The sequence below is a fragment of the Stenotrophomonas sp. STEN021 genome (genome assembly GCF_056760175.1).
Window position 1 is genome coordinate 1 of the sequence record NZ_JBRREH010000043.1, and the last position, 20,169, is coordinate 20,169.

A 20,169-nucleotide genomic window follows, 5' to 3' on the forward strand; every position below is an offset into this window, starting at 1 on the left:
GCTGCGGGGGGGGGGTGTGTTTTTTGGGGGGCGCCGTCCCCGCCGCCCCGCGCGCCCCCCCCCCCGCCGCGGCCCCCCCCCCCCCCCCGCTCCCACAAGAGCCGGCCTTCGCACCCTCAAGCTGTCCGCCAGCTGACCAAACACACGCACTCTGCTTGCCGAACGCGCAAATAACAGGCGCACTGCAGCCACGGGACGCAAACCAGCAACCCCGTCCCGTGTCATCGCGCGTTGTTCTCTGTCACACGCCCACGCATGGAGGTGGTACATGGTCCGCACGCAACAACGCAGTCCGTCCCTACACGTAGAACCCTCGCGCATCCTCGCTTACAGCACGGCTCTGGCGCTGCACGCATTTGCCTTGGGCTTGTTGTTGATTCCGCTATCACAGGTACCGATCCACAACGAAACGGTGCGTGAGCGTTGGCTGGTCCCCGACGTCAAACCCATCGTCCCCAACCCGCCTACACCGCCGGTCGATGCACCGGTGACACACACTCCGTCACCGCCGCGGCAACCGGCGCTGGCAGCACCGGTGGACAACGCTCCAATGCCGGTTTTCGCCACCGAGGCGGTGGTCACTGCGCCGGTGGACGTGGCACCAGCTATCGACAACAGTCCGACCATCGATCCAGTCGGCCCATCCACCCCACTGCAAGGCGTGCAGTTGCGCTACCTCAATGCCCCGGCACCAGGTTATCCGCGCGATGCCCTGCTCGCCGGTGCGCAGGGCACGGTGACGTTGCGGGTGCTGGTCGACGTTGACGGCTCCCCGCTGGAAGTCAGCGTCCAACACAGCAGCGGAAACCGTAGTCTGGACAACGCCGCCCGCAGCCAGGTACTGCGTCGCTGGAAGTTCCAACCTGCCACGGACGGCGGTCGTCCAGTGCAGGCTTATGGCCTGATCCCGGTCGATTTCAAACTTGGCTGAACAGGGCTGATGCCCGGCCATGGCAGCGGTTTTCAACCGCTGCCATGGGAATCACCAAGCTGTCTGTGGCCATTAATGATTATTTCACTGCCTCATCACCCATGAGAAACCTAGATTCGCGGCCGTCGATGTTCTTTGGCCGCGATGTGGCGGCCTTCTTGCCGCTGTTCCCTGGAGAGAGACTGTGAAACATCTGACCTACCCCCGCAGCAACCGCCTGAGCGACGCCATAACTGGCAACCTATCCCGCCTGCTTCTGGTTCCATTGACCCTGGTGGCAGTCACACCGCTGGCCATGGCCCAGGACGAGAAGGCCACCAACCTGGACCGCATAACCGTTACCGGCTCCAACATCCCACGCGCCACCACCGAAACCGCCTCGCCGGTGCAGGTCATCACCCGCCAGGAAATCGACCGTACCGGCAAGGCCACCATCGCCGAATACCTGCAGACCCTGACCAGTGACGGCGCCGGCTCCATTCCCAAGAGTTTCGGCACCGGTTTTGCCGGCGGCGGCTCCGGCATCTCGTTGCGCGGCCTGGGCGCGGCTTCGACCCTGGTCCTGCTCAACGGTCGTCGCATGGCGCCGTACGGTCTGGCCGATGATGGCCAGAAGGTCTTCACCGACCTGAGCGTCATCCCGATGGATGCGGTCGAGCGCGTCGAAGTGCTGAAGGATGGCGCTTCGGCCATCTACGGCTCCGACGCCATCGCAGGCGTCGTCAACATCATCCTGCGCCGCGACTTCACCGGCGCCATACTCAAAGCCTCCTACGGCACCTCCGGTGACAGTGATGGCAATGCGCGCAAGGCCTCACTGACCGCTGGCATTGGCGATCTTGACACTGATGGTTACAACGCATTTGTCAGCATCGATCTCAGCAAGACCGACGACATCCGCATTTCCGACCGTCGCAACCGCAAGTGGATCGGCAATGGCGACCTGAGTCCATACGGTTTTGATCGTGTCTCGGGCGGCCAGTTCTTCCCACTCAACGGCGCCATCACCTCCAACGGCACCGTCGCCGGCAGTTCGCCGGCAGGCAGCATCCGCGACCCGGCAACCGGCCGCTACCAGTCCCTGCCTGGCTGCTCGCAGTTCTCCAACATCAGTCCTCCCGACGTTGGCGGTGGCTGCCTGTGGCAGACCCAGGACTTCCGCAGCCTGAGCCCGAGCGAGGAGTTCGGCAACCTGTTTGCACGCGGCACCTTCGCGCTGTCGGATCACTTCGAGATGTACGGCGAGTTTGGCTACTCGAAGAAAAAGAACGTGTTCTACAACACCCCAAGCGGCGTCTCCGGCTCGTGGGGTTACCCTGGCGGCCCGGTCAATGCCAGCAGCGGCAGCGGTGCAACGGTGCTGGGCGCAGCTCACCCTGACAACCCATTGGGCGTGGACGCACGCCTGCGCTACGCGGCGTTCGACGTAGGCCCACGCGTCACCCGAAACACCAACGAGTTCACCCGCTTCCTGGTTGGGGTGAAAGGCACCGCAGGCGAATGGGATATCGATACCGCCTACCTGCACTCGGCAACCCAGCTGGTCAACGAGCGCACCGGCTTCCTGCGTTACAGCCATGTACGCACGGCATTGACCGACCCGAACAGCCCGGTGGGCTGGTGGCATATCGGTGCGAACGCAGGACAGAACTCGAAGGCGTTGTACGACTACATCTCCCCGACCATCCACGCCAATGCGTCCACCACGCTGGACATGATCGACTTCAAGGCCTCACGCAGCCTCGCCGACCTGGCCGGCGGTCCGCTGGGGCTCGCCTTTGGCGCCGAGTACCGACGCCAGAAAGCCAATCTGGACCCGCAGACCTATACCGACCTGGGTGACATCATCGGTCTGGGCTATTCGGCCTATAAGGGCACCGAGGAAGTTGCCGTGGCGTACACGGAAGTGGTCGCCCCCGTGCTGAAGTCGCTGGAACTGTCCGGTGCCCTGCGCGTTGACAAGTACAAGGGCGGCGACACCGCGACCACACCCAAAGTCGGCCTGAAATGGACCCCGGCCGAGTGGATTGCCCTGCGTGCCACCTATGCCGAAGGCTTCCGCGCTCCCGGCCCGGCCGAAGCCGGCGACGGCGGCCTGGCGGCCTTCAGCACCGCACGTGATCCAGTGCGCTGCCCTGGCGGCACCCCTGCACCTGGCGCGACGGCGGCGGATTGTGCAGTCAGCTTGGCCATCATCACCTCGGCCAACCCGGCATTGAAGCCTGAGAAGTCCAAGAGCTATACCCTGGGCCTGGTATTGGACCCGACCTCGAGCACGACACTGACCTTCGATGCTTGGCAGATCAAGCGTACCAACGAGATCAATCAGGGTGATACCGACCTGGCCCTGGCTGCCGGCCGCGGCATCCGCTCGGACAATGATCTGCCAGGCATCCCCAACAGCGGCAGCCTGCTTGCCGTCAGCGTTGACTACATCAACTCCGCAGCCACCACCGTGCGTGGTTTCGACTTCGATATCCGCCAGCGTGTGGCGCTGGGCAATTACGGCAAACTGCTGATGGACTTGCAGTGGACCCGCATCAATTCGTTCGAGCGCGATGATGGCACCGGCACCGTGTTCCAGTACGCCGGCACGCACGGCAATTGCGATGTCACCAACTGCATCGGCACCCCGAAGGATCGCCTGAACTTCGGCCTGACCTGGGACATGGACCGTTTCAGCATCAGCAGCATCGCCAACTACATTGGCAGCATGGATAACGTCGCCTTTGAAGGTGACAGCTGTGCCAATCACTATGTCGATGGTTCCGACGCACCGCGCGGTTGCAAACTGCGCTCGTTCTACACCATTGACCTGTCTGGTCGCTGGCGCGCCACCGAAGCGTTCGAAATCTTCGGCTCGGTACAGAACCTGACCGACCGCATCGCCCCGCTGGACCCGTTGACCTATGGCGCGGTCAACTACAACCCGCTGCATTACAGCGGCGCCGTCGGCCGTTACTACACGCTGGGTGCCAAGTACACGTTCAAGTGATGCCCCCGGCCCCGGCGCGAGCGCGCCGGGGCGGTTTGAGCGACAGACAAAAAAAAGACCCGCATCTCGCGATGCGGGTCTTCAATCAGATCTTGGCGCCCGAAGTTGGACTCGAACCAACGACCCCCTGATTAACAGTCAAGTGCTCTAACCGGCTGAGCTATTCGGGCGGGGAGGCGCATTCTATACGTTAATTACGCGCGATGGTAGGGGTGATTGGCCAACATCGCTGCTGCGCGGTACAACTGCTCGGCCACGACCAGCCGAACCAGCATATGCGGCAAGGTCAGCGGGCCTATCGACCACTTCTCATCGGCCACCGCGGATACTTCAGCAGCGTGCCCTTCCGGGCCACCGATCAGGAACGCCAGATCACGCCCCTGCGTGCGCCAGTGCTCCAGCCGCTGCGCCAGCTGCTCGGAACTGAGTTGCCGGCCTGGCACGTCCAGCGCCACCACATAGGGGTTCTTGGGCAGCGCGGCCAATACCCGTTTGCCTTCGTCCTCGATCGCGCGTTTGGGATCGCGCCCCTTGCCGCGCAGGCCCGGCTCGATTTCGACCAGCTCCAGCGGCAACCAATGCGACAGCCGCTTCTGGTACTCGGCAAAACCCTGCGCTACCCACGACGGCGCACGTTCGCCGGTGGCGATCAATCTGGCTTTCATGCGCGACCTCCTGACAAGCTGCACAAACGAAGACGGCGCCCTGCGGCGCCGTCACAGAAGCTGCGGCCTTCAGGCTCAGCCAGCATCCTGCTCGTCTTCGTCGTCATAGGCCGAGCGCGGCTGGTCGCCGACGGTCCACAGGCGCTCCAGTGCATACAGCTCGCGTACGCGCGGCAGCATGACATGGACGATGACATCACCCAGGTCGACCAGCACCCACTCGGCTTCGCGCTCGCCTTCCACACCCAGCGGCATCACGCCCAGGTTCTTGGCAAAGCGCACCACCTCCTCGCCGATCGACTTGACGTGACGGGTGGAGGTGCCGGAGACCACCACCATGTAATCAGCCACGCTGGACTTGCCACGCACATCGAGCTCGACGGCATCCCGGGCCTTGATCTCCTCAAGGGCGGAGTGAACGGACGCCAGCAGGGCCGGTACGGAGGGTGCCGGGCTGGGCATTTGGGTCTTGATGACTTGGGCTTCGGTGGTCAAAGCAGCAGAACTCGATGAATTAAGGGGAACGATTATAGAGAACATGCCCGCTGCCGGCATTCACGCCGACGCGGCACTGCCGTACAGGCCTTGCGCAAGGATGTACCCGGCCACTGCCGAAGGCAACAAATCCTGCCATTGCCCGCCACTGGCGATGGCCTGCCGTACTTCGGTGGCGGACTCGGCATGCAGCGGCTGCCGCAGCCGCCAGACCCGGCCTGCCGGGCTGGTGGTCAGGCTTTCAGCCGAACCGGCCCAGGCCGCGTCCAGTCGTTGTGCAAGTTCCACTGGCAGATCGCCGTCCAGGCCGCTGCCCGGGCGCTCGGCAACCACGATGTGCGCCAGATCGAGCAGGTGTTCCCATTCATGCCAACTGGGCAGGCCAAGCAGGCTGTCAGCGCCCATCAACATGGCCAGCGGCCGTCGCGGGCCGATCTGCGCGCGGATGTCCCGCAGGGTGTCCACCGTCCACGACGGCACGCCGGGCTGCTGCGCAGCGCGCTGCAGTTCGCGGGTATCCACCAGCAGACCGGGCTCGCCCGCCACTGCCAGCGCCAACATGTGTGCACGCTGCGCGGCGTTGGCACCAGGCGGCGCACGGTGCGGCGGATCTGCCGCCGGCATCAGGTGCACCGGCACCTGCAGCTCGGCCGCAGCACAGCGTGCAATGGCCAGGTGGCCGTTATGGACCGGATCGAAGGTGCCGCCGTACAGCAGCCACAGGCTGTCGTCCGCGGCAGCGTCTGCCGGCGACAGCCCGGCACGGCTCATTCAGCGCACACCACGGACAAGCAGGCGCACTGCGCGGGCTTCGGCCAGCGCGACCAACAGGCGCTCCAGGGCCAGCCATGGATCGCCTTCCGCCCGCCCCTTGGCCATGCGGTCAACCTGCGAGGCCTCGGCGACAAAGCGCTCCCAGCGGCGCGGATCGGGGTGACGCTGCAAGGCACGCTTGAACGGTGCCTGGCGCGACTCCCAGATGCCCTTGGACTTCATTTCCGCGGCCAGGTTGCCGCCACTGGCCTGCACCCGCGCCAGCCCCGCGGTGATCAGCAGCTCACGGATCAGGATAGGCATCAATGCAGCCACCGCCTCGCCTTCGGCGCGCAGGCCAGCCACCATCCGCAGCACGGCGGGGGCCTGCCCGGAGAATGCCGCCTCACTCAGCCTGAAGACGTCGTAGCGCGCAGCATCGGCAACCAGCGACTCCATCCTGGCAACATCCAGCGGCTGGCCATCAGCCAGCAAGGCCAGCTTGTCGATTTCCTGGGCAGCCGCAAGAAGATTGCCTTCGACGCGCTCGCTCAAACGCTGCACGGCGGCGGGATCGGCACGCAAGCCCTTGCTGCGCAGGCGCCGCTCGATCCAGTCGGCCAGCTCATGCGGCTTGATCGCCCAGGCCACCGACAGCACGCCAACCTTGTTGACGGCCTCTGCCCATTTACCCTGGTGCGCCTTGCTCCACTCACCAGCGGTGATCAGCAGCACCACATCCGGCGCCGGCCGTGCGCAGAAGTCGCTGATGACCTCAGCCCCCTCCTTGCCCGGCTTGCCGTTGGGCAGACGCACTTCCACCAGACGGCGCGCACTGAACAGGCTGGGCGCGTTGAAACTGGAAGCCAACTGCCCCCAATCAAAATCGCGGCCATCAGCATCAAACACTTCGCGCTCACCAATGCCATCGGCACGCGCCTTGGCGCGCACCGCATCGGCAGCTTCAATCACCCGCAACAGCTCCGGGCCGGCGATCAGGTACACCGGCGCCAACGGCTGGGACGCTATCTGGCTGGCCAGTTGCTCCGGTCGCAGCTCCATTGTTCAGCTCCGAAGCGCCAGCGCAGCACGAATCGGCGCCAACTCAGTGCACCTCACCCGCGGCGCCGTCCGCAGGCTTGGGTGCCTGCAGGGCCTTTTCCACGTCGGCGCGGACCACGCTGTCGATGCGGCGCAGGATCGAGGCCGACATTTCGCGGCGCAGCTCATCGGCGAGGATTTCGCGCTCGGTGGTGGTACCGGTGGCATCCTGCGGCGGTGACACATAGTCGCGCGACAGCTCCACCACCTGTTCCGGCACGATCACGCTGCCGTCCGGGCGCAGGAACGAGAACACCACGGCGTAGCGCAGGCTGTATTCCTGGGCACGGCCCTGGCCGTCGATGGCGATGGGCAGGTCGCCCCAGCGCTCGGAGCGTATCTGCAAACGGGCAACCCCGGCCTGCTTGCCAGCAACCGCCAGCGTGTCGCCATCCTCTACCACGGTGGCCCCGGAAGATCGCAGGCCACGGTTGAGGAACTTGACCAGCTCGCTGTAGCGCACTGTTGAATCCACCTGCACCGCGGGCATATCGGCGGGCAGCGCGAGCTTGTTACGCAGATGGAAGCCGCAACCGGTGAGGGTGGCAGCGAGAATCAGGGCAGTCAGGTATCGAGTCATGCACACAGTCTGGAGGAGCCGGCCGGGAGCGGCAACAGGCAGCAAGCCTGCCTGATGCCGCGTGAACTGCACTTGAGATACCCGTTGCGGCTTACGCCGCAACGATGTTGACGATCTTGCCCGGCACGATGATGACCTTGCGGATCGTCAACCCGACCAGGAACTTGGCCGTGTTCGGCTCGTCCTTGGCCAGGGTTTCGATCTGCTCGCGCGAGGTGTCAGCAGCCACGTCGATGGTGCCACGCAGCTTGCCGTTGACCTGTACCGCCAGGATCAGCGAATCCTTGACCAGCGCAGCGGCATCCACCTGCGGGAATGGCTGGTCTTCGAGCAGGGTCTGCTCATGGCCCAGCAGCTGCCACATCGCATGACAGGCATGCGGGGTGATCGGGTTCAGCAACAGCACTGCAGCCTGCAGTGCCTCCTGGCGTACCGCACGACCCTGTTCGCTGGCATCGTCGAACCTGGCCAGGGTGTTGAGCAGTTCCATCACCGCGGCAATGGCGGTATTGAAGGCGTGGCGGCGACCGTAGTCGTCACTGACCTTGCTGATGGTTTCGTGGGTCTTGCGGCGGATCGCCTTCTGCTCGGCGCTCAGTGCAGCAACGTCCAGCGCCGGCGCAATACCCTCGACACTGTGCTTGTGCACCATCGCCCACAGCCGGCGCAGGAAGCGCGCCATGCCGTCAACGCCAGCCTCGTTCCACTCCAGCGACTGTTCCGGCGGCGCAGCGAACATCGAGAACAGGCGCACGGTGTCGGCGCCGTACTTGGCGACCATGGTCTGCGGGTCGACGCCGTTGTTCTTGGACTTGGACATCTTCTCGACGCCGCCAATCACCACCGGTTGGCCGTCTTCGCGCAGGGTCGCGCCGGTGATGCGGCCGCGCTCGTCGCGCACCGTGTCCACGTCGGCCGGGTTGAACCAATCCTTGGAACCGTCGCTGTTCTGGCGGTAGAAGGTTTCGGCGATGACCATGCCCTGGCACAACAGGTTCTGCGCCGGCTCGTTGCTGTCCACCATGCGTGCATCGCGCATCAACTTGTGGAAGAAGCGGAAATACATCAGGTGCAGGATGGCGTGCTCGATGCCGCCGATGTACTGGTCGACCGGCAGCCAATAGTTGCCACGCTTGTCCACGGCTTCGCGGGCACCCGGCGAGGTGTAGCGGGCGTAGTACCAGCTCGACTCCATGAAGGTGTCGAAGGTATCGGTCTCGCGCTCGGCCGCGCCGCCGCAATCCGGGCAGGTGGTCTTGCGCCATTCCAGGTCGGCCTTGATCGGCGAACCGGTGCCATTGAGGGTCACGTCTTCCGGCAGGATCACCGGCAGCTGGTCTTCCGGCACCGGCACCGCGCCGCATTTGTCGCAGTAGATCACCGGGATCGGGCAGCCCCAATAGCGCTGGCGGCTGACGCCCCAGTCGCGCAGGCGGTAATTGACCCGGCGCTGGCCCTGGGCCTTGCGCTCGAAACGCTCGGCCAACGCCTCGAAGGCGCCCTGGAAATCCAGGCCATCGAACTCGGCAGAATTGACCAGCTCGGTCTCGCGGGTTTTGTCGCCGTACCAGTCCTGCCAGCGGCTGGCGTCGTAGTTGCGCTCGTCGTCGTTCTTCGGCGACTTCAGCGCGATGACCTGCTTCTTCGGCAGGTCGTACTTGCTGGCGAATTCGAAATCACGCTGGTCATGGCCAGGCACGGCCATCACTGCGCCGGTGCCATAGCCCATCAGCACGAAGTTGGCGACCCAGATCGGCACCTGCTCGCCGCTGACCGGATGGATGGCCTTCAGGCCGGTGTCCATGCCGCGCTTTTCCTGGGTTTCCAGTTCCGCCTCGGAGACACCACCCTGCTTCAGCTCGGCCAGCATGGCGGCCAGCTGCGGGTTGTTCTTTGCAGCATGCACGGCCAGCGGGTGTTCGCCGGCAATGGAGACGAAGCTCACGCCCATCACCGTGTCCGGGCGGGTGGTGAACACGCGCAGCGAATCCAGTGCAGCGCCATCCACATCACGCACGTCGAACTGGATTTCCAGGCCCTCGGAGCGACCGATCCAGTTGCGCTGCATGGTCTTGACCGAATCCGGCCAGCCCGGCAATTCGTCCAGGCCGTCCAGCAGCTCCTGGGCGTAATCGGTGATGCGCAGGAACCACTGCGGGATCTCGCGCTTCTCGACCAGTGCGCCGGAACGCCAGCCGCGGCCATCGATGACCTGCTCGTTGGCCAGCACGGTGTTGTCGACCGGGTCCCAGTTCACCACCGAATTGCGGCGGTAAGCCAAGCCTTTGCGCATCAGACGGGTGAACATGCGCTGCTCGTGGACGTAGTAATCCGGCGTGCAGGTAGCGAATTCGCGCGACCAGTCGATCGCATAGCCCAGCGACTTGAGCTGGCTGCGCATGTGGCCGATGTTGGCGTAGGTCCACTTGGCCGGCGCGGTCTTGTTCTTGATCGCGGCGTTTTCGGCCGGAAGACCGAAAGCATCCCAGCCCATCGGCTGCAGCACGTTATGGCCGGTCATGCGCTTGTAGCGGCTGATGACGTCGCCAATGGTGTAGTTGCGCACATGGCCCATGTGCAGCGCACCGGACGGATACGGAAGCATCGACAAGCAGTAGAACTTGGGCTTGTCCGAGGTTTCGTTCACCTCGAATGCTTTCTCGGCCTCCCAGAATTTCTGGGCGGCGGCTTCAACCTGCTGGGGATCGTAGATATTCGGTTCGACGCTGGACATGTCAACGCTGGGCAACGGCAAAGCGGCAAAGGGTACCGCAGTGCATCATTGCACTCCAATCCGGACGCAGTCCTGCATAAAGCAAGAGATGCAGGTCATTGAAATATAGGGCTTTTAAAAAACCGGGCGTTTCCCCGGCAGGCACGACGCGCGGCGCTTGCGCGTGCCCTGCCCCGCCACAGCTGTCATGGCATGAGCACCGCTCAACTGCGCGGCGGCGCCAACCGGGCAGCGCCCAGCAGCCAGACCAGCCACCCCAGGAATGCCAAACGCTGCGCCATCGCCACCGGCATGGCAATCTCGAACAGGAACGCGCTGCAGACCACCCATAGGGCACACACCACGCTCAACGTTGACAGCGATCGCCACGCACTGGCCTTGCCTGCGCCGAAGCGCAGGGCAATGCCGGCTGCAGTGAACGCCAGCAGCCACAGCAACCAGGCGCTGGCGTGAAACTGGCTGGCACGGTTCTCGATATCGTCCACATCCAACGGGAACAGCCCCATCGCGGCAAAGGCAAGGGCGGCCAACAACAGCATCTGCCCGCCAACCCGCAGTGGGCGCGGTGCGCTGGTCGGCATGCGCAGGATCAGGTCCAACGCCGCCACCGCAGCCAGCAGGCCCGGCACTACGAAGCCCAGCAGACTGAAGCCGATGCCGCCGGGTATACCGCGTGCGCCGAGCAAGGACACCGGATGGAGCATCTGGTCGTAACCGCGCAGCTGCGCGCCGAAACCCACTACCGCAGCAATGAAACCCACTGCCGCCAAGGGACCTGCCCACGCCATTACATTGTTCCGCTTCAACACAGCACACCTTGTTCCACTCTGGCCGGGGCACAGCTGCCACGACTACCGGCCGCCATTGTGAGGGCTGCGATCGACAATGGCATCGGTCGCCCACCTCGATGGCCTGGACTCAACCACCGCTCACCACAATTTCGACCCGCCGGTTCGGCGCCAGACAATCCAGCAGTGCAGCGCCAGCAGCGTCATCGCATTGCACCAGTGCTGCGCTGCTGCCGCGCCCCTCGGCATGGATGGCGGCAGCAGGAATGCCTTGCTGCACCAGGTAATTGCGCACGCTGTGCGCACGCCGCCGCGACAATTCCATGTTGTATGCGTCGCTACCGATGCGATCGGTGTAACCGATGATGTTCAGTGTCTTCGGCGCGCTGCTGGCATTGAGTTCTTGCACGAACTCATCCAGCTTTGCCCGACCTGCGGCTGACAGGTTGGCGCTGTCAAATGCGAACAAGGCATCGGCCGACAACCGCAACGGCGCCGCCACCGGTGGTGGCGGAGGTGGTGGCGGCGGCGCAACCGCGGCTGGAGCCGGCTCCAGCAAGGCGGCGCAACTGTCTGGCTTCCATCCCTGTCCAGTGGCTACGCCCTTGGAATCGAACCTGACCTGGAACTGGCACTGGATCGGCTCCGCCCCGACCGAGCGGCGGAAGTTGAATACATAGTTCCACTCGCGCACACCCCATAAACCCTCGTTGAACTGTGGGGCACCCAGCAAGTCCTGGATCTGGCGCTTGTTCATGCCTGGCGCGTACTGGCGCAGGTTGTCCAGATTCACGTAGGTGCCACCTGCGGGATAGGCGCGAGCCGGGTCCGGAAACTCCTCTCGCACGTGGCCTTTGCCACAGGCGGTCAGCGTTGCCAGCAAGGCAAGTACGGTCCATTTCCTGTTCATAGCGTCCTCGATGCGTAGCCGGGGTTGTCTGCGTGCAGCTAGCCGTTTGCAGTGCTCACCACTGGAAACCGGCACCCACGGTCACCCCGCCATCACCGCGGGTGTTGGCCGAGCCACTGAGCTTGTAGATCCAGCGCCCACCATCGGTGACGCCGGAAACACCCACCGCCATGCTCGACTCGCCGTGGAAGGTGCTGGCCGCCATCGACGCCATGCGCCGACCCGCTTCAGTGGGCTGCGGCAAGCCAGCCATCGCCATTGCCGAAGCAACACCGGCAGATGCACGGTCATCGATACGCTTCATGTCGCGACTTACGTCATTGAAACGCTGATCGGTGTAGTTCTTCGACCAATCCATGATCTCCCCCATGCCCTTGTTGAGTTGAGCAACATTGACCGCATCGGTAGGTGCCACACCGGTAGCAACGTTGTGGATGACCGTACTGGTACCCGGGCGCCCCATCGTCACGCTGCCGTAGTTGGTGCTGCCATCGGTGTTCTGGTCATAGCGCACCGTGCCCTGCTGTGACGCCTGCAGCTGGCGCAGGTTCACCGCGTCGGTAGCCTCGGTGCCATCGCCGACATTGGTGATCTGGCGCTGCGCACCTGCGGCACCCACGGAAACGGTGTTGGCACGATCAGCCACCGAACCCGCCCCCAGCGCTACGCTGCCGGCTGCCGACGCCTTGGCACCATCACCAATGGCAACCGCCTGGTTGCCGCTGGCCAGGGCCTGCGGGCCGGCAGCCACGCTGTCCTGGCCGGTGGCCGAGGCGGCAGCCTTGGTCGAGTTGACGGCGAAATAGGCGTTGCCGGCACCGCCGTTCTGGATGTTGTCGATGCGCTTGTTGACGTTGACGATGGAGCCATCCATCGCAGCCAGGGCGTCAGTGACATTGCCAAACGTCTGCTGGGTCGTAGCGCCCCCGCTATTGATCGAACTGACGTTGAAACTGGCGGCGCTCCACTGCCCGGTACTGCTGTTGTACTGCATCGTGCCACCGATGGCCGAGGCCAGCGCTTCGTTGGTCGCGGCCAATTGCCCGCCATTGATCGCATCCAGGCTGCCACTGGTAACACTGCCCGCAGCCACGTTGCCCAAGGCTACTGCCGCGCCACTGCCATCACCGGTCAACCGCACCGCGTTGGTCGGATTGCCTGCGCCGTCTGCGACGTATTTCACCGCCAACGGATCGCTGCCGCCCGGGACACTGCGCGGCAACAGGTTGGTCAGATTGAGCAACGAATCGCTGATGGAACTGAACGCACTGCCGATGTTTGCGTACGACTGCAGCGAAGCGCCCCCTTGCACACCAATACTGTTGATCTGGTAGGTCGGTGCGCCAAGAACGCCACCGTTGAAGCTCGTACCGCCGCCCAGGTAGGTCGCCATCGAGCTACCCAGCGCAAACAACTGCCCGCCATTGACCGCTTCCAAGCTGCCTGCGGCGACCGCACCGGCTGCCAAGTTTGCCAGCAGCGTACCGCTGACCGCTTGACCGCTGCCAAGCGTGACCCTGGAGTAGTTGACGACGCCATTGAGGTCCTCGTCATAGACAACCGCTGCCAGCCCCAGATCGGAAATCTGATCCAGCGCCCCCCGCAACTGCTTCAGGTTGACCGCGTCGGTGTCCTGGCTACCAGCGGCGACATGGGTGATCTGCCGCTCACGCCCGGCCGAACCCACGGCTACTTCACCGATGGAGGTCTGCGTAGCGGTCAAACCGAACGCGGTGTAGTTGTCCTGGCCACCGCGGGCAGCATTGGACTTGAAGCCCAGTGCCACGCTGTTGGCCTTGTCCGAGGTTGCCCCTGCACCGAGCAGGGTCTGCGCGTTGGCGGTGCCCTTGGCGCTGTCGCCAACCACCACCGAATGGCCCAGCCGGGCATCGTAGTCGGCAGTCGGGACACCGGTTTTGCCGCCTGCAGCATCGATGAACACCTGGTCTGCCGTCTGCGCTGCCAGCCGGTGTTCGGCATTGCTGCCGATCACCACTTCCTTGGAGCCGTTGGCAAAGGCACCGTCACCGATCAGTACCTGGTAATCCTGTGCTGCCGGCACTGCCCAGCACTTGGCGGTGACCGCACCCAGCACATTGAGGCAAGTCGACGCCCAGCCCGGCGCGCCATCAGGCAACACCAAGCCAAGCAGTCCGCCCGGATCGCCGTTGTTGATATTGGTGATGTAGCTGTCGGAGGTGACCCCTCCGATCAGGGTCAAATGCGAATTGCCGCCGGTGCTCAACCCCCCCAGGCCGTCCAGCAGATCACCCACCGGGCTCAGGTTCACCACCGGCGCCCCCAGCAACGATATCTCCGAGTAGGTCTGCATCACATTGGTGCTGTTGACCTTCAGGCTGCCACTGTTGATGTAGCCATTACCGCCAAGGATGGAACTGAGCGGCGAATCCACCAACTGATTCACCGAGCCTACGAGACCGCCATTGCCAACGACCAAGCCCGATGGCCCGGAGACCGGTGCCGACGGCGGAGCAGCAGGCACCACCGGATTTCCGGCCAGGCCACCGATCACGTTCGACAACCCGCCAGTAACGCCACCGACCACGCCGCTCAGCGTACCGGTCACGCCAGTCACCGCGGAACCGGAACCAGTGACGCCACCCAGGGTGCTGCCCGTGGCGCCCAACAACGTGGTCGCTGTATTGCCTACGGTACCCAACAGGTTCTGCACGGTGCCGGTGACATCGCCGCTGGCAAGCGCACCGGTAGTGCCCTTCAGTCCGCCGGTCAGCGCGCCGACCGTATCGGTGACGCCCGTGCCCAGCGTGCCCGAGCCGGTCACGCCGCCCACCACCGCGCCAAGAAGATTGCCGACGCCGTCCGGCACAGGCGCCGCGCCACTGACCACCCCATTCACTACGCCCCCCAGACCGGTACCCTTGACCACGTTGCCGGCAAGGTCTTCGACTGCGCCCACCGTGCCGGTCACCGCACCACGCACCGGATTGCCACCCTGCTGCGCACCCGGCAACAACACGCCGCCCACACCAGCAACGCCGCTGCCAAGTTGCCCGACGACCGAGGTCACCGTCGTGCTGGCATGCGAGGCAAGCGTTTCGACCGCAGCGACGGGCTGGCCAGTCAATACCTCACCAGTGACTTCCTTGACCGCACCAACCGTTGAAGCCAGCGTGCCCTGCAACGGGCTTCCCCCCTGTTGCGCCGGCAACAGCCCGGCGACCACGGTTTCGACGCCATTGCCCAGATGCTGGCCAAGCGGAGTCAGTGTCGTTCCCACATGTGAGGTGAGCGTTTCCACCGCAGCCACCGGCTTGCCGGTCAGCACTTCGCCGGTCAGTTCCTTCACCGCACCAGCGGTTGACAGCAATGTTCCGTGCAACGGGCTTCCGCCCTGTTGGGCCGGCACCAGCCCGGCGACCACAGTCTCGACGCCATTGCCCAGATGCTGGCCAAGCGGAGTCAGTGTCGTTCCGACATGTGAGGTGAGCGTTTCCACCGCAGCCACCGGCTTGCCGGTCAGCACTTCGCCGGTCAGTTCCTTCACCGCGCCAGCGGTTGACAGCAATGTTCCGTGCAACGGGCTTCCGCCCTCCTCCTTGCCCGGCAGCAGCACCGCAGCAATACCTTGTAGTCCTGCGCCGCTTCCGGTCAGCGGGCCGACGCTTGCAGTCACCGCAGCATTGGCCGACGCCGCCAGCGGCTTCACTGCAAGCGCGGCATCAGTTACCACTGACAGCGCTGCTGCAGGAGAGCTCGCCCCGCCATGCGGGTGCAACTTCGGCAGCCCAACACGCACCCCCACCTGTGCCCGCACCGCGGCTGCTGGGTTGGCAACAGGCGGCTTGACCGCCACTGCCGCCGACGCGTCCACCTGCAGCAACGCCGGCAACGTCACCGATGCGTTGAGTGCAGCACCAGCCCCTGCGCTTGGCAGGACAGTGGCGACAATCTGCTGCGCGTCGGTGTTGCTGTACTTGGCGACCAGGTCCTGCAGATCGGCAAGCTTGGCGTCGATTGCCGATGCAGGCCCGGCCATGGCCAGCGCGATGGCGCTGCCCAGGCCAGCCAGGCTCCAAGAAGCCGACGGCGCCAATTTTGCCGGACCTGAGCGTTTCCCCTGTGCGCAGGCCAGTTCGGAACCGACGACGAAGGCATTGAGTGTGCGGTTCCAGACCAAACGATAAATGCGGTTCATGTGGCGCCTCCGGTTCAACCCATCCGGGCGCGGACAGGTCTTGGTTCGTGGGGCCAGTACAACGCTTGTGCATGCGAAGGCTTACCCACATCCGGCACATCCATAGGGCAATTTGGCAAAGCGATACCCGTTAGCGGCACGCAGATGCACGTATTCGGCAACCGCGGCGATTAAGTGATGGGCATCACACAGCTTATTTTGCTCAGGCCGGCGAGTAGGTGCCGCGCATCAAGGTCTCGCTCGGCAGCTCACCAAACACCTTGCGGTAGCTGTCAGCAAAACGGGACAGGTCCCACAGGCCACAACTCAGCGCGATCGACTTGACCGACTTGCGCCCTGCATCGGCGCTGGACAGACTGCGGCATGCCTCACACAGGCGCAGCATCGACAGATAGCGCACCGGGGAAATACCTACCAGTTCCTCGAACGCATACCGCAGTGCCCGCTCACTCACGCCGGCCGCGTCGCACAGTTCGTGCATATAGATATGACGCCGCAGATTGGCATACATCATGTCTTCGGCGCGGCGAAAAATGAGGTAGCGCGCGCGTCGACTGCGATTGCAACCAGCGCGCTCGGGCGCACCATTGGCAACCACTTCCTTGACGTGTGCGTCGAGCATGGCATCTATCTCGTCGCCACCGACTTCACCCTGGTGTATGCGTTCGTGCAGCCCTTGGTAATACGCCTGCAGCGGAATATGCGGGCGGCTGCTCAACACCGGTACGCCAGCAGCTTCGTCGAGAAGCCCGCCCAGACGCTGCGCTGCCGCCCGCTCCTGGAAGCGCTTGAGCGGGACCAGCACAAAGGTCATCCGACTGCCTGCACCCAAGGCAAATTCGGTAACACCCTCTGGCATTACCGACACGATATTGCCTGATGCCAGTGGTACCCCATGGCACCAGCTGCTCTCCGGGTCCACCGTCTGCAGGCACCCCAGCAGACACCAGTCCAGCGGCAACATGAAGCGGCCACGTGTACGTGCTCCGATCTCGAACGTGCACAACAAGGCCTGGTCGTGGACAAACGAGGTGATCGATGCCGTCGGTGGCTGGTCATCCAGCAACACCAACTCAACGTGGCACACCCGAAGCGTGCCGCTCAGCGACGCCAGATCAAACGACCGCAGACCGTTTCCGCCGACTACCGCATCCATGTGAACGCCTTTGCGCTCCCGGACCAGGGAGGCGCTTCAGAAGCCCGACCATCCGTTGCAGGTAAACGAGCAAAACCTGCAATCCCCTGCCGCACACCCTGAAACTCGAATTACGGAACCGCCATGACAGACGCATTCAACCTGCCCGGCGCCTTGGATACTGACAAAAAAAACACGTCTTCACGGCGACTCCGCCACTACCGATTCGCCAATTCCATCACATATATGAAAAACAATTGATTCTTGCCGAATATGCGCATGCGCCCCCGCGGCCGATTGCAATGATGTTTCCGGGCATGCGCTGCATGCCGACAGGGGACAACGGAAGCAAAGGTAGGAAACCGCCGGCACCTCCCCGGCAACCTGAGCAGCCGTCGGCACACTCTTGCCGGTGTCATGAGCATCCCAATGACCTCAATCGGGCAGCAATGCCCACCGCCCGGCTTTCTGTCGGTGCAACACCGGCACCGGGTCATCAGGGAGAACATCATGAACGCACAGCTGCGCAGGTTTTTCCGGGAAGAAGATGGTGTCACCGCACTCGAGTATGGGCTGCTGGCAGCCGTGGTGGCGGGCCTGATCATATTCTTCGCCCGCGATGGCCTGAAGGCGGTTTTCACAACCGTGCTCGCCAAACTAACTGCACTGGTCAGTGGCGCCGATTCGGGCGGCGGCAGCAGTGGCGGCATGATCTGAGCCAAGCACGAGGCCACCAACATGACCTTTGCCTACCTGGTCGCGCTGTTGCTCGGGGCTCAGGTCGCCATAAGCGACCTGATGACCAGGCGCGTTTCAAACCGGGCACTGCTGGCCGTGTTGTCCTGCACAACAACGATGCAGCTGTTGCAGATCGGAAGCCCACCGCCGTTCGTCGATTGCCTGCTTGGTGGCGCACTCGGACTGGCGGTACTACTACCGTTCTACGCCATCGGTTGGATGGGCGCGGGCGACGTGAAATTGTTTTCCGTCATCGGCTTTCTGCTCGGAAGCAGCGTGCTGCTACCGGTCTGGGTCATCGCCAGCCTTGCTGCCGGAGCCCACGCGCTGCTCCTCATCGCATGGCCTTCGCTAGCACTGTATGCACCGCCCCGGCTCTTACGAGCGGTTCAATCACTGCACGGCCCGGCCATCTTCCATGACTGGCAGATGGATCTGCGCTCTGCACGCGGTGGTCGGCGTGGCATTCCCTATGCCGCCTACATGGGCCTGGCACTGATAGCTGTTGTATTGCAGGGAGGTGCGCATGCCTAGGTTTCCGTTTCCCCACCGGCAGCATCCAAGCCGGCATCGGGCGCGCGGCGTGGTAACCATCGAGTTCGCCTTGATGATGATGTTTGGCGTATTGCCGCTGCTGTTCATCACCTTCACCGGCGTGATGATTTTTGCCGCACAACAGTCGCTGGCTTTGGCCGCCGGCGAGGGGGCACGCGCATCGTTGCGCTACGGCACTACCGCAGAACGCCGCAGCAATGCCTGCCAGGCGGCAGCACGTTCGATGCAATGGCTGCTGAACTACTCCAAGACATCAGCCGCCTGCAACAGCGCCAGTGCGGCGCCGATCGCAGTCTCTCAACCTTATGCCTGCGCCGCCGATAGCACTGTCAAGTGCATCAAGGTGACCACCTCGTACGACCATGATGCGCATCCCTTCATGCCAGGCACTGGCACCTTGATGGGCTGGACCATGGGCAAATCACTGAGCAGTACCGCCGTTGTTCAACTGGATCTAGGCGACCGCTGAACGCGGACTCCAAGGGGGAGGAGCTTCAAGATGCCCAAGGCAATACGCATAGCTGCAATCCTGCTGTTGGCCGTGGCGGCACTGTTGATGGTGCTGGCCTTCGGAATCGGGCGGCGCGCGACGCCGACCACCGAAGTCAGCAGCACGGCACTACCGGCCAATCCACCCAAACGGATGATGGTGGTCGCAAGCAAGGAGCTGCCCGCCGGCCAACCGATCAGCGCAGCGGACCTCAGCATCACCGAAATGGCCTTGCCACCGGCCAATGGCTACACCGCCATCAGCGAGGTGGAGGGACGCACGCCGGCAAGCAACATCCCTGCTGGTGCCATGATCAGCAGCGAACAATTGCTGCAAGGCATCGCCATTGGCATCAAACCCGGCGAGCGTGCGGTGGCGGTGCCGGTTGACGAGCTCGCCGGTGTCAGCAACCGGGTCACGCCCGGCGACTATGTCGATGTGTTCATGAGTCTGCAGGACCCATCGTCGGCAGGCAGCGGCCAGGCCAATACACAGGCACGGCTACTGCTCTCACGCCTGCAGGTACTGGGCTACGGCAGCGCCGATGTAGGCCAGGCAAATACCAGCCGCGGCGAGCACAACAACGAGGTCGGTGGCCTGCCGCCCGAGCCGGGCAGCCGCGCCGAAACCATCGCATCACGCGATGGCCGCAACAGCAGCTCAACAAACCCGGATGCGGCACAGGCGCGCAGTGCGATCCTGGCCGTTCCAGTGCAGGATGCGGGGCGTCTATTGCTGGCCGCGCACAGCGGGAAACTGTTCCTGGCCCTGCGCAATCCCGGCGATACCGGATTGGCGGATGAGTCAATCTTTGCAGCGCCCGCACCGGTTCTGGCGCTGCGCGGCAATCTTGACGAGAGCGCCACGGAAGCTGCCTCGCGCCCCGAGAATCGCGCCTACGCCGGCATCGATCTGAACGCGTTGGCTGGCGACAACACTGGTCGCGCGGCCACCGCAATCGCCTCGTCCAGCCCACCGCGACGCAATCGCGGGCCACGTCCAGCTGCGCGCCAAGGCATCGAGATCATCCGCGGCACGACCCCATCCAATCCGCAGTCTTCGCCATGACCGGGGGAATCCTCTTGCGCCAACGTTCTTCCATCACTGCATCTGCGGTGCTCA

At 63.9% G+C, this 20,169-nt stretch carries 16 protein-coding genes and 1 tRNA gene; 6 read left to right on the forward strand and 11 right to left on the reverse strand.

Annotation, left to right across the window (positions count from 1 at the left end; translation table 11 throughout):
* Positions 1 to 268: 268 nt before the first annotated feature.
* Together ACVOL0_RS10930 and ACVOL0_RS10935 are read left to right on the forward strand one after the other, a co-directional pair.
* Positions 269 to 931, forward strand: coding sequence for an energy transducer TonB (locus tag ACVOL0_RS10930; protein WP_481549120.1), 663 nt, complete (start codon positions 269 to 271; stop codon positions 929 to 931).
* 184 nt (positions 932 to 1,115) lie between these two features.
* Positions 1,116 to 3,926, forward strand: a complete 2,811-nt coding sequence (locus ACVOL0_RS10935) for a TonB-dependent receptor (RefSeq protein ID WP_481549121.1) — start codon at positions 1,116 to 1,118, stop codon at positions 3,924 to 3,926.
* Between the two features lie 93 nt (positions 3,927 to 4,019).
* Here the strand turns inward: ACVOL0_RS10935 and ACVOL0_RS10940 are convergent.
* From ACVOL0_RS10940 to ACVOL0_RS10990, 11 genes are all read right to left on the reverse strand, one after another.
* Positions 4,020 to 4,096 (reverse strand) — tRNA-Asn (locus tag ACVOL0_RS10940).
* A gap of 24 nt (positions 4,097 to 4,120) precedes the next feature.
* The gene (rlmH, locus tag ACVOL0_RS10945; protein WP_282269795.1) at positions 4,121 to 4,591 is read right to left on the reverse strand and encodes a 23S rRNA (pseudouridine(1915)-N(3))-methyltransferase RlmH; all 471 of its coding nucleotides are present in this window, start codon (positions 4,589 to 4,591) and stop codon (positions 4,121 to 4,123) included.
* 75 nt (positions 4,592 to 4,666) lie between these two features.
* A complete protein-coding gene (rsfS, locus tag ACVOL0_RS10950; protein WP_282269796.1) occupies positions 4,667 to 5,086 on the reverse strand; it encodes a ribosome silencing factor in 420 nt (139 codons plus the stop codon).
* Positions 5,087 to 5,146: 60 nt separating this feature from the next.
* Positions 5,147 to 5,857: a nicotinate-nucleotide adenylyltransferase gene (nadD, locus tag ACVOL0_RS10955; protein ID WP_481549122.1), complete on the reverse strand. Its 711-nt coding sequence runs from the start codon at positions 5,855 to 5,857 to the stop codon at positions 5,147 to 5,149.
* Positions 5,858 to 6,901, reverse strand: coding sequence for a DNA polymerase III subunit delta (gene holA, locus ACVOL0_RS10960; protein WP_481508396.1), 1,044 nt, complete (start codon positions 6,899 to 6,901; stop codon positions 5,858 to 5,860). It lies immediately after the preceding gene.
* A 43-nt stretch (positions 6,902 to 6,944) separates the two neighbouring features.
* Entirely contained in the window at positions 6,945 to 7,520 is a 576-nt protein-coding gene (locus ACVOL0_RS10965; protein ID WP_481549123.1) for an LPS-assembly lipoprotein LptE, read from the reverse strand.
* 91 nt (positions 7,521 to 7,611) lie between these two features.
* Positions 7,612 to 10,254 carry a leucine--tRNA ligase gene (gene leuS / locus ACVOL0_RS10970; protein ID WP_481549124.1) on the reverse strand — a complete coding sequence of 881 codons (2,643 nt, stop codon included), beginning with the start codon at positions 10,252 to 10,254 and terminating at the stop codon, positions 7,612 to 7,614.
* 203 nt (positions 10,255 to 10,457) lie between these two features.
* A complete protein-coding gene (locus tag ACVOL0_RS10975; RefSeq protein WP_481549125.1) occupies positions 10,458 to 11,042 on the reverse strand; it encodes a DUF998 domain-containing protein in 585 nt (194 codons plus the stop codon).
* Positions 11,043 to 11,172: 130 nt separating this feature from the next.
* A complete protein-coding gene (locus tag ACVOL0_RS10980; protein WP_481549126.1) occupies positions 11,173 to 11,952 on the reverse strand; it encodes an OmpA family protein in 780 nt (259 codons plus the stop codon).
* Between the two features lie 55 nt (positions 11,953 to 12,007).
* Positions 12,008 to 16,129: an ESPR-type extended signal peptide-containing protein gene (locus ACVOL0_RS10985; RefSeq protein WP_481549127.1), complete on the reverse strand. Its 4,122-nt coding sequence runs from the start codon at positions 16,127 to 16,129 to the stop codon at positions 12,008 to 12,010.
* Between the two features lie 202 nt (positions 16,130 to 16,331).
* Complete coding sequence (locus ACVOL0_RS10990; RefSeq protein ID WP_481549128.1) at positions 16,332 to 17,285, reverse strand: helix-turn-helix domain-containing protein; 954 nt, start codon at positions 17,283 to 17,285, stop codon at positions 16,332 to 16,334.
* 489 nt (positions 17,286 to 17,774) lie between these two features.
* Here ACVOL0_RS10990 and ACVOL0_RS10995 point away from each other — a divergent pair, with 489 nt between their 5' ends.
* From ACVOL0_RS10995 to cpaB, 4 genes are read left to right on the forward strand one after another with little or no spacing between them, the layout of a single operon-like run.
* Positions 17,775 to 17,981, forward strand: a complete 207-nt coding sequence (locus tag ACVOL0_RS10995; protein WP_481549129.1) for a Flp family type IVb pilin — start codon at positions 17,775 to 17,777, stop codon at positions 17,979 to 17,981.
* Between the two features lie 21 nt (positions 17,982 to 18,002).
* Positions 18,003 to 18,536 carry an A24 family peptidase gene (locus ACVOL0_RS11000; RefSeq protein WP_481549130.1) on the forward strand — a complete coding sequence of 178 codons (534 nt, stop codon included), beginning with the start codon at positions 18,003 to 18,005 and terminating at the stop codon, positions 18,534 to 18,536.
* Positions 18,529 to 19,026 carry a TadE/TadG family type IV pilus assembly protein gene (locus ACVOL0_RS11005; protein ID WP_481549131.1) on the forward strand — a complete coding sequence of 166 codons (498 nt, stop codon included), beginning with the start codon at positions 18,529 to 18,531 and terminating at the stop codon, positions 19,024 to 19,026. The genes ACVOL0_RS11000 and ACVOL0_RS11005 overlap by 8 nt, the downstream gene beginning before the upstream one ends.
* Before the next feature lie 30 nt (positions 19,027 to 19,056).
* Entirely contained in the window at positions 19,057 to 20,115 is a 1,059-nt protein-coding gene (gene cpaB, locus ACVOL0_RS11010) for a Flp pilus assembly protein CpaB (RefSeq protein WP_481549132.1), read from the forward strand.
* Positions 20,116 to 20,169: the final 54 nt, after the last annotated feature.